Here is a 10,458-nt window from a genome sequence, read left to right as displayed (position 1 = left end):
CGCATCGATTACAGTAGTGATCCTGCTGATCTCAGAAACAAGAACCTCTCCCTTGCGTACAAGTGTACGTCACACGAGTACTCGAAGATCGAGGTGCAACTCTTCGCCCCCGATCGCGGCCACATCGTCTCGATGACGCGCACGCTTTACGGTCCGAAAGGGAAGTGGATCCGCGTCAATCTCGGTGTCACCGGTCAGATGGATCCGAAGAACATCGATTTGTCCAAGGTATACGAGATCCGCATCGCGGGTCGTCCGAAGGACTCCAACACGACGAAGCCGATCGATTTCTACGTCGACGACGTGAAGACGGTACCCGCACCGGACAAGGGAAAGGTCATGCTTACGTTCGACGATGGGCGCGAATCGCAGTACTCGAAAGCCTACAAGATGATGAAAGGCTACGGCTTCCCCGGTGTTATTGCTATCATTCCTGACGCACTCTATGACGACGGCTATCTCACGCAGCCGAAGATGCGCAAGATGGTCGGTGACGGGTGGGATATGATCTGTCACCCGAACACAGGAGCGAAGCAGATGGACGAGCGCTCGCGCAAGGACCAAGAGAAGCTCATACAGGAGGCACAACAGTGGCTCAAAGCGCGTGATTACGATGGCTACAAGTACATGGCTGTCCCGAAGAACGTCGTCGGTCCGAACACGTTCGAGCTCGCACAGAAGTACTTCGACGTGACGATGACGTTCGGCGGCTCGCCGAACGCGATTCCGGCCATCAAGAAGGACACCCTCATCTCGCGTATCTACGGTACCGGCGACCTCAAGACCACTAAACAGTATATCGACTACGCTGCCCGGTACAAGCAGCTAACCCCACTCCTGTTCCACGACATCGGCGGGGAGAACGGATTCCCGGAGAAGAAATTCAAGCATCTCCTGGACTACATCAAACAGAGCAACGTCGAAGTCGTTACCCTTTCCGACCTTGAGAAGAAAGGGATGCTCATCTAAACCGCTCGACTCGCCCGTCATTCGCTTTCTTTCCCCGCGACCGTCGTCCTTTTTTGGATTCCCTTCACGAGTCGTACGGATTTTCCGTCACTCGTGACGCCGAGCCGTCTCGTGCTCGATTTTATCCGTTCATCTCCTTCGTGGGCTACGTGGTCGTTGTTTCGACCGTCCTGATCGTCTCACCATCACGGACACGGGGTCGGCACAGGGTGATCCCCACGGACTGTGACTCGATTGAGGGCCGTCTCCGACTTTCGTGTACTCTCGTCCCGCCGCTCTCCGCTCGATTCGGTTGGTTCGTGTGTCGGGGCTGTCCACCGCGGTTTGTCCCTCGTGTGCTCGTCGATGGAGGCCTGTGATCACATGCTATTCGCCGAACGATGTCCCGTCGAGAAACAACCCTCGTGGCTCGATGATGTCCCGAAAAGCAGTACCCTCTCCGCTACGGTACGGACGTATCCGCTAGTTCGAAACCGTCCCCTCAATCGACTCTGATACTCCGGATTCGAGTTCCGATATCCTCCACGATGGGTTTTGCGTCACACGCCATCAACGACCGCTCAGTTCGTGATGGCTCCCAGCGTGGGGGCGATCAGAAACGTTCCGGACGATGTAGTGCTGGTCGTTCCTGCCGAACTACCAGTAGTGCTGGATGACGATGTGGTGCTCGACGTTGGGGCCGTAGTACTGGTCGAACCTGTGGTCGTGGTACTCGCCGATCCCGTGGTGGTCATCGAACCCGTAGTCGTGGTACTTGTTGATCTCGGAGTAGTCATCGAACTCATCGTCGTCGTGCTTGTTGATCCCGAGGTGGTCGTCGAACCCGTAGTCGTGGTACTTGTTGATCCTGAAGTGGTCGTCGAGTTCGCCGTTGTCGTGGTAGTAGTCGTACTGGTCGTCGCGGGGGTCGTGGTGGTCGTTCCTACCGACGTCGAGGTGGTACTCGTCGTCGAAGTCGTGGAACTCGTCGTGGTTCCCGATGTCGGTGGCGACGTCGTACTCGTTGTACTTGTCGTACTCGATGGCGGCGGGTTGGTACTCGACGTGGTCGATGACGTGGTTGATGAGTCCGGTGGCGACGTCGTACTCGTTGTACTTGTCGTACTCGAAGATGGCGGTGGTGTGGAACTCGTCGTCGAGGACGATGCGGTCGTCCCTTTCGCGGTTTCCTTCGATTTCGTCGTGGTCTGTGATTTCGCCGGTGTGGTGCTATGCGTTGTTCCGGGGGCCGTCGTTTGTGTGCCGTTCACCGACGATCCTTGCGTTGGGTCGCTAATCCCGCCGAAGCCGGGGGAGAGGAACGCGTATCCGATCCCCGAAACGAACAACAGGACTCCAGCGACGATCATCAGTTTCTGTATCGAGTCGGTTGACATCGTGTTTTCACTCACTTTCGTTTGCAGTGTTTCGGCACGCGAGCCGAGCGGTTCAGGGAACGACGAGACCGTATCGAGGACTTCAGAGACTCCTAACGCACCCGTTGCAAAGCAGAAGAACGCGAAGACCGCCAGTCCGAGTGGCGGAACCGTGACCAGCGACAGCGGGATGTGAATCCCGAAAACGAGCGGCTGAACGTCCAACATGTCCGCGAGTACGAATATGGGCGGTGCCGACAGTATCGTGGTCACCAGTACCCGTCCCAGACGGGCATCCGAAAGCGGGTTGAATCCGACCCTTCGAGCGCTCCAAACGTGGAAGATGAACATCGAACCGTATCCGATACTCGTGGAGATGGCCGCACCCTGCATCCCGTATCGAGGGATGAGAAGGAGGTTCAGCACGAAGTTCATACCGGCGGCGGTTCCCGTGGCGAGGATCGGATACTTCAGGTTCCCCTTCCCCTGGGAGATGGCGAGGATCGGCCGTGCAACCGCGAAGCCAAGCGCTCCCGGCAACAGGAGGATGAGGGGAGTAACTGCTGGCATGTATTCCTTGCCGAAATACACGGGGACAGCGACGTTGGAAAGTGCTGCCAGTCCGAGGGCCATCACTCCGGTCAACAGGAACGTATAACGGGTTGTCAGCGCCGAGAGCTTCGAAATCCGCTCTGTTTCGCCGTTCGACCACAGCTCCGACATCGAGTGGACGAACACGGTTTGCAGAGCCATCGGAATGAACCAGAGGAATTCCGCGAGCTTTAGTGCGGCACGGTAGTAGCCGACTTGCTCGTTACTTCCCGATATCAGTTGCAACATCAGGATGTCGACGTGATACAGCGACATGAGGAGGAAGATGAGGACGATGGACAACGAATTGAACGTCAACATCGTCCGCCTCGGGAATTCGTTCGGTGTTTTTCGAACGACGCCGCTGAGTGACACCTGTCTCGTGACCAGTACCATCCCGATGATCGCGACGAGCGCACCTCCCACTATCTTCCCGGCCAACGCACCACCGACACCGAAGCCGAGTTTGACCAACGGGAGCGCGACGGCGAGGAACACGACTTGTTGAACGATTTTCAACGGTTCCGAGTAGCGTTCCAGCCCGAACCCCATCAGCGTCCGCCGGGAATACGCACGGAACTGCTGTGTCATGACGAGAAGTGCGAGGATGTAGAAGTACGGCTCGAAGTCGGGACCGAACACCTGTTTGACCAGTCCAAACCACGCACAGAGCGCGAGGACGATAGACCCGACGACGGAAAGCAACAGGGCGAGTCTGAAGTAAAATCCGACGACGTGCTCCTCCCAGCAGTCCATATCCCTGTCCTCGGCGAGGAATTTACGAACCCCGTCGGTAATTCCGGAGCTCACCAGTATCATGAACATCGAGAACACCGAGAGGACGGTGGTGTAGATGCCGACTCCTTTCGGTTCGAGCAACCGATACAGTATCGGTGTCGTGATGAGCCCGATAATCAGAGTAAGCACTTTCGTCCCCGCAACAGAGAGCAGACCGCTCATCATGCTTCGTTGCACGAAATTACCACCCTACGTTCTCTTCACCGGGGTCTTCTTCGGATGACACTCGATATCTATTTCCCACCAAAGGGGCTTTATTATACACTAACTAGATCGGACGGTGTCGGTGATAATACGAGAAGAATGACCGGATAGGACGGTTGTCCGGGATCGCTGTTTATGCGCTAAAGTCGTTGCCCCAACCGGCGAGTCCGTAGCTGCCACGGTCGTCGATACCGTTGACGATGGTGTTCTTCTTGATGTACACGTCCCTGCTGCTATCGGTGAGTCGAAGCCCGGCGGAGCCGTTGACCGCTTCCGAATAGATACTCTGTATCCACGTACTACTTCCAGCGTCGATTATCGGCGTCATCTCCCCGATGTAACTTCCATCGTAGACTAGACAGTCGTCGCTGGTGATTTCGAGTGACCGGCGACGGGACGAACCGGTTTGCTCGACGTCGAGATTCCGGAACTCGCAGTCGTCTCGGTCACAGCGGATGGCGGCACGTGCGCTCACGTGACCCCCGTCTCCAGTAAATTTCGAATTCTCGACGAAGACTTGGTCGTCTCCGTCGTGAATCCATATCGAGAAACCACCGTCCGCATCGTGGACGAACGTCGAATTCTTGATTCGCGCTTTGTCGGTTCTACCTTGAAGTACCAACGCGTGCACGACGTCGTCTCCAGCGGTTCGAACGGTCGACCCATCGACGCTTAGCAGTCCGACGTCCATCGACTTGATGGCGTGACCGTTCGGGTCGGTCACCTCGACGTCGCAGTCCACGATACGGATGTAATTCGTGTTCTCGACGCGAATCGCGTGTTGGTTGGACTTCCCATCGCTCTCGTTCACGGATACGGTCGCATTCTTGATGATGCTTTCCTCACCGCCGATTCGGAGGCTTGCTGTCTGGCTGTTCTCGTAGTGTCCGCCGTCAATGACGATTTTTCCCGAACCGTTGGCTGCGTATAGACCGTTGTCCGGGAAGCCACCGAGACTGCAATCTTTGAACGTCATCCGACCGCGGTTGTAGTGGTTACAGATGATACCGGTGGGGCCCCGCCAGAGTCGGTCCCCGGGGGTGTTCTTTTCCCATGCGCCGCCGTCCGGCGCGTGGAACCGCTCGACGACACCCGTTCCGTTGGAGTCGGTAATGACGAATCGACCTGGCCCCCACGTCCCGCTGTCGTGTTTGCCCTCGATGTCGATGTCGCGGACCGTAAGACCGTCATCGACGGCCGTTTCGATGACGCGGATTCCGGTATCGTCCGCCGTTTGGTCGATGTTGAGGTTCTCGACACGGAGGTTTCTCCCGGGGTTGTAGGAAATTCCGAGACGGAAGAGTCGGTAGTTCCAATCCCTGTCGTTGAAGTCGAAGTAGTTCGCTGGGACGATGGTCGTGTCGTCTTCTCCGACGATTCCGAAGTTGTCGAATCCGGTGTGTCGGAACTGCTCGTCCATGTAATAGCGGCCCGATGGGAGATAGAGAAGCGTGTCATCGTCCGCATACTCGCGAAGGACGGGTGTGATGGAATCCCCGTTGTTGGGGTCGGCACCACCGTCTTCTACGAGGTTAACAACCGTGTCGTAGTCGTCAGCATATGGGATCTGCGCACTCGCTCGACCGGACATCGTACGTGCCCCGATCGCACACAACCCCGCTGCGCTCACCCCCTTCATGAAAGTACGTCGTGATGCTCCGTGCGTCGATCTTCTATCGTTATTGTCGATTGATTGATGTGTGTCGCTTTTTTGAGTCATTTTGAATCCCAGCGTTTACTGACAACCGTCGTGAGAGAGGAATCCCATCCCGATGTACCGGAAGACAGGTACGTTGGCAGTTCTGACGGTCAACAATAGTCTATATTAGAACCTTTTGGCCAAAGTCTGTGGCTTAGTAGTTCCATTCTTTAAGTCCCATGACTGTGGTAACTTACCACACAACCGGTGGGATCAGAAAAACGAGTCGAAAACTCAGCAGTCCTATTCAACAGTCAGATCAATCACTATATTTGATGGTGAATGTATATCATAGAATTCATAAAATCGAAAACAAAAATTTCGTTCAAGATTCCTTCCGAGCAGTGATTCCGTGTTCACGATGCTTAGTCGGTATATAATAAAAGCCGCATGGAGCATCTATACGACAGAGAATGACGTCTATCGGAACGGACGGCACCCGAGTCGAGCGACACGAGAGCATGAAGGTGTTACAACTCGTCACGACACCGCGTCCGTTCTTCGACCTCCAGATTCGAGAATTGGAGGAACGAAACATCGAGTGCACGACGGTAACGGTCCCCCGTCCGGCGGAGGGTGGCCGTTCGATAACCGACTATCTACGCTATTATCCCACGGTACTCCGTCATTCGCTCTCCGAGTACGACCTCGTCCACGCGAACTACGGCCTCGTCACCCCCTTCGCGCTCGCTCAACCCATTCGCCCGCTCGTGATCACGTTTTGGGGAACCGACCTGATGAGCGAAAACGGGTGGCTCCCCCGTCTCAGTACGGCAGTTGCGCGGCAGGCGGATGCGGTTATCCTGCCGACGAAAGCGATGGCCGCCAACTACTCCGGTCCCCACTCGCTCATCCCGTTCGGCGTCGATACCGAACGCTTTCGACCGATCCCACAGCAGGAAGCCCGCGAACGGATCGGCTGGGATTCCGACGTCCCCATCATCCTCTTTCCGTACGACACCTCGCGGGACGTCAAGGATTTCGCGCGGGCGAAACGCATCGTCGAGCAGGCCGACGTCGATGCCGACCTGCGTGCAGTGTCCGGCGTTCCACACGAGAAAATCCCGTACTACATGAACGCGAGCGACGTCCTCCTCGTCAGTTCGAAACGGGAGGCCGGACCGATGGTCGTCAAGGAGGCCGCGGCGTGTAACCTGCCGGTCATCTCGACCGATGTCGGGTTCGTTCGTGAAGTGCTCGACGGCGTTTCGAACTGCACCGTCTCGAACGTTGACAGTGAACTGGTTTCCGCGGTCGAAGACGTGCTCACCCGGGGTGACCCTTCGGACGGGCGAACTGCAATAGACGGACTGAGCGTCGATGAAATGGCTGACTCGATCGTTGACGTGTACGACCGAGTGCTCGCTGATCGCGGTTCGAAAGTGGCGGGGTCTCGGTAAAATCATCAACGAACCGCCACTTCTGCAACGGATTGAAACGGTCTTTTTTCGGAGTACTGGTGCGCCTACTGATCTATTACGAAGTCTATAATTAACCCGGTAAGGAGCCATACACTATCCATGTTTCCGGTGGAACCGGATACCCAACTACCGACGGGGATACCATATGAACACGGATAGACTCCTCGCAGCGGGCATCGCGTTGTGTTGTATCTTCGCCATCGGCACGTCAGCTTCGACGCTCGGGAAGGCGGTTCACACCAATCCCGACGACGTCATCGATGTCAATTACAAGTCGCTTCCCATCAACCCGACCGACGCAGGGGAGTTGAAACGGGAAGCTCAATCGAAGGGGGCACCGACGGCATCACAGTCGAACGATCAACAGCAGCAGTCGAACCAGCAACAACGTCAATCCAGCGCGAGCAAGCAAGCAAAGCACTCGAAATCGAAATCGTCGTGGCAGAAGATGGAGTTCCTCGACGACCTCCTCGCGCTGCTTCGGGAACTCGTCCGATGGCTGGTTTGGATCGTTCCGGTCTTCGTCATCGTCGGCGGCGTCGCGGTCGGCGTTCGCTTCCACGACCGGTTGTTCGGCGGGTCGGACGAGCGGAACGCCGGGGGATACGAACGAACACCAACACCGGCACCGACACCTGATCCGTCGAACGAAATCGAGCAGGCGTGGTGGGCGATGGTCGAACGCTTCGGCGTCGATCGACCACACACCAAAACCCCCGGAGAATGTGCACGCGAGGCCATCGACGCGGGTGGCGACGAGGACGCCGTTCGTGCCCTGACGCGCACGTTCGAAGAGGTCCGGTATGGCGGAGAACCGATCACCGACGACCGACTCGGCCGAATTCACCACGAAACCGACAGACTCGGGATGGGATCATGAACGGGCGCCGTGTCATGCTCGGACTCGTCGGAGTGCTCGCGCTTGTCTTCGCGGTCGCTGGCGATGCGAACGCGATACCGATTCGTTCGCTCGTGGCGACGCTCGGGAACGACTATCTGCTCGTCGTCGCTATCGGCGCGTTCGGCCTGCTCGTGGCGATTCCCGTCCTCGGTTCCGGTAGGAACGGGAATCTCGTTCAAGCCGACATGCCCACTCCCGAAGAGCCAGTGACGGTTCCTCCCGCGGGTAACGACTTCGATGAAACCATCGGGTCGTGGTCCTTCCGACTCCCGTTCGTCGGTCGGAAGCACCGACGGAGCGTCGAAGAACGGCTTCGAACGGCGGCCGTCGAAACCGTGATGCGGGCCGAAAACTGCACCCGGAAGGATGCTCGACAGTTGGTCGAATCGGGGGAATGGACCGACGACCCGGCTGTAGCGGCCTATCTTGGCAGTTCCAACGTCTCGGGAGTGGGTACCGGGGGCCGTGTTTCGACCGTCTTGACCGGTCGGTCGTGGCACCAGCGTTGCGCTCGCCGCACCGCCACGGAGATCGCGGACAAGGGTGAGCGACTATGACCGAAACACATCGTTGGCGCGGTGTCATCGCGCTCTCCCTCGCCGCCGGTGCGGTCGGTCTCGCCGTCAACCGTCCATCGATGCTTTTGCTCGCCGTGATCGGCGTCGTCTTTGCGGCGTACCCGAGCGTCACGGGGGAGCCAGAACCGAAGCTCCGACTCGAACGGCGACTCAGCAACAGTACACCACAGCCCGGGGACGAAGTCACGGTAACGGTGACGGTGACGAACGAGGGTGGGTTCCTCCCCGACGTTCGCATCGTGGACGGGGTACCCGCACTGCTTTCGGTTTCCGGCGGTTCCCCGCGGAAAGGGGTCGCCTTCTGGCCCGGTCGCTCGGTGAGTTTTTCGTATCGGGTACAGGCCAAGCACGGGAAACACCCGTTCGAACCCGCCGTCGTCGTCGCCCGTGATCTGAGCGGCGCACACGAGGTGGAAACGACCGTGGCCGCGGATACGGAACTCGACTGTACCGGGACCGAGACCGATAGTTCGCTCCGGGACAAGACGCTCGACCAGGTCGGTCGCATCGTCGCCCAAAAAGGCGGGAGCGGCATCGAATTCTACCGAACCCGCGAGTATCGTGCCGGGGACGCCATGCACCGCATCGACTGGAACCGATACGCTCGAACCGGCTCCTTGACGACCGTCGAATACCGCGAGGAGAACGCCGCGACGGTCGTCGTTCTCGTGGACGCACGGGCCGTCGCCTACCGGGCTTCGACGGACGAACCACACGCGGTTGCGTACAGCGTTTCCGCGGCGGAACAGCTGCTCGCGTCGCTGCATCGTGATCGTAATCTCGTCGGTCTCGCGGCGTTCGGCCGCGAGATGTGCTGGTTGGAACCCGGTGCGGGACGGTCACATCGAGCGAATGCCCAACAGTTGCTTGCGACACATACCGCGTTCGCATCGTTTCCGCCGACTGAAGAAGCGGACCACGGGGAACAGCTCGAACAGCTCCGTATGCGGCTTCCCAGCGCAGCACAAGTGGTGTTGCTCTCCCCGCTCTCGGATCAAGCCATCATCGAGACGGCGCGTCGCCTCGACGCGTACGGACACCCCGTGAGCGTCATCAGCCCCGACGTAACCGACGAGGAAAGCGTCGGCCAACGGCTCGCTGGCGTCGAACGGAGAAACCGACTCAGTGCGCTTCGAAAGGCGGATATTCCGGTCATCGAGTGGGACCCAGAGACGCCGCTCGCCGCGGCACTGCTGAATCGCCCACGGAGGGTGCACGCATGAGCACGGTAACCGGAACCACGACTGCGACCCAACGACCGACACGCGTCGCGAGCGCGCTCGCGGTCGGTATCGCACTGCTCGCGATGTGGGAACTCGGCGCGTCATCACTCACGCTCGTCCTCGAACTCGTCGGTGTCGCCGCCCTCGCCGGTGGGGCCGGTCTCTGGCGACGTGAGTGGCTCATCTCGGGCGCGTTGGTCGGGGTCGTCGGTGTCGCCGGGGTCGTCGGTGCGCTTGCCGTCGCGTCCGCCGGAATCGCTAGATTGAGCGGATTCATCCGGTTGATTCCGGGGCTTATCGGCGTCTTCGTGCTCGCGCTGGCACTCGTACCGGTGCGTGGGACAGGGTCGCGCACGCTCGTGAAAGTCGGTACTGCGCTCGTCTTCATCGGCGTACTCGCGTCCGGTATCTTCAACGCGGTAACGATCGGGACGTTACTGGTGGCGGGTGCCGCAACCGTCGTCGCATGGGACGCGGGCGAACACGCCATCAACGTCGGGGAGCATCTCGGTCGCGGACGCGATACGCGGGAGATCGAACTCGTTCACATCGTCGGGACCGGGGCCGTCGCGTTCGTCGCGGTCGAGGCGGCGAAATTCTCGGGAGGAGTCGGGCCATCGGGTCTCTCCTTGGCGTCGCTGGTGCTCCTGTTGGTCGCGGTCGTCCTCCTCGCTGTGGCCCTCCACGATTAGTAAGTCGATAATAAAGCACAGCGGGAA

8 protein-coding genes are annotated in these 10,458 nt (G+C 58.7%); 6 read left to right on the top strand and 2 right to left on the bottom strand.

Annotated features, from left to right (window positions below; translation table 11 throughout):
• Positions 1–969 (top strand): polysaccharide deacetylase family protein (locus A4G99_RS02715; RefSeq protein ID WP_066139175.1); only part of this gene is annotated, 969 nt, incomplete at its 5' end.
• A gap of 560 nt (positions 970–1,529) precedes the next feature.
• Here the strand turns inward: A4G99_RS02715 and A4G99_RS02710 are convergent.
• Positions 1,530–3,890, bottom strand: coding sequence for a flippase (locus A4G99_RS02710; RefSeq protein ID WP_082837689.1), 2,361 nt, complete (start codon positions 3,888–3,890; stop codon positions 1,530–1,532).
• Between the two features lie 160 nt (positions 3,891–4,050).
• Positions 4,051–5,556 (bottom strand): right-handed parallel beta-helix repeat-containing protein, encoded by a 1,506-nt coding sequence (locus A4G99_RS02705; protein ID WP_223301643.1) that lies wholly within the window; start codon positions 5,554–5,556, stop codon positions 4,051–4,053.
• Positions 5,557–6,077: 521 nt separating this feature from the next.
• On the opposite strand from A4G99_RS02705, the gene A4G99_RS02700 reads away from it, so the two are divergent.
• The 5 genes from A4G99_RS02700 to A4G99_RS02680 all read left to right on the top strand — a co-directional run bounded on the left by A4G99_RS02700 (position 6,078) and on the right by A4G99_RS02680 (position 10,431).
• The gene (locus tag A4G99_RS02700) at positions 6,078–7,016 is read left to right on the top strand and encodes a glycosyltransferase (protein WP_066139170.1); all 939 of its coding nucleotides are present in this window, start codon (positions 6,078–6,080) and stop codon (positions 7,014–7,016) included.
• A 166-nt stretch (positions 7,017–7,182) separates the two neighbouring features.
• Positions 7,183–7,917 carry a DUF4129 domain-containing protein gene (locus tag A4G99_RS02695; RefSeq protein ID WP_066139124.1) on the top strand — a complete coding sequence of 245 codons (735 nt, stop codon included), beginning with the start codon at positions 7,183–7,185 and terminating at the stop codon, positions 7,915–7,917.
• Positions 7,914–8,495 (top strand): hypothetical protein, encoded by a 582-nt coding sequence (locus A4G99_RS02690; protein WP_066139122.1) that lies wholly within the window; start codon positions 7,914–7,916, stop codon positions 8,493–8,495. Before A4G99_RS02695 ends, A4G99_RS02690 begins: the two co-directional genes overlap by 4 nt.
• Complete coding sequence (locus A4G99_RS02685) at positions 8,492–9,739, top strand: DUF58 domain-containing protein (protein ID WP_066139117.1); 1,248 nt, start codon at positions 8,492–8,494, stop codon at positions 9,737–9,739. Before A4G99_RS02690 ends, A4G99_RS02685 begins: the two co-directional genes overlap by 4 nt.
• Positions 9,736–10,431 carry a hypothetical protein gene (locus A4G99_RS02680; protein ID WP_066139114.1) on the top strand — a complete coding sequence of 232 codons (696 nt, stop codon included), beginning with the start codon at positions 9,736–9,738 and terminating at the stop codon, positions 10,429–10,431. The genes A4G99_RS02685 and A4G99_RS02680 overlap by 4 nt, the downstream gene beginning before the upstream one ends.
• The last annotated feature ends 27 nt before the right edge of the window (positions 10,432–10,458 follow it).

Origin of the sequence: Haladaptatus sp. R4, from assembly GCF_001625445.1 — an archaeon.
Taxonomy (GTDB): Archaea; Halobacteriota; Halobacteria; order Halobacteriales; family Haladaptataceae; genus Haladaptatus.
The sequence above is the reverse complement of the archived record's forward strand: the minus strand, read 5'-3'. Positions and strand labels throughout refer to the sequence as shown.

Bases quoted from the DNA above. Each gene is read 5' to 3' on its own strand.
- A4G99_RS02695 (WP_066139124.1), top strand. From the start codon at position 7,183: ATGAACACGGATAGACTCCTCGCAGCGGGCATCGCGTTGTGTTGTATC.
- A4G99_RS02700 (WP_066139170.1), top strand. From the start codon at position 6,078: ATGAAGGTGTTACAACTCGTCACGACACCGCGTCCGTTCTTCGACCTC.
- A4G99_RS02705 (WP_223301643.1), bottom strand. From the start codon at position 5,556: ATGAAGGGGGTGAGCGCAGCGGGGTTGTGTGCGATCGGGGCACGTACG.
- A4G99_RS02685 (WP_066139117.1), top strand. From the start codon at position 8,492: ATGACCGAAACACATCGTTGGCGCGGTGTCATCGCGCTCTCCCTCGCC.
- A4G99_RS02680 (WP_066139114.1), top strand. From the start codon at position 9,736: ATGAGCACGGTAACCGGAACCACGACTGCGACCCAACGACCGACACGC.
- A4G99_RS02690 (WP_066139122.1), top strand. From the start codon at position 7,914: ATGAACGGGCGCCGTGTCATGCTCGGACTCGTCGGAGTGCTCGCGCTT.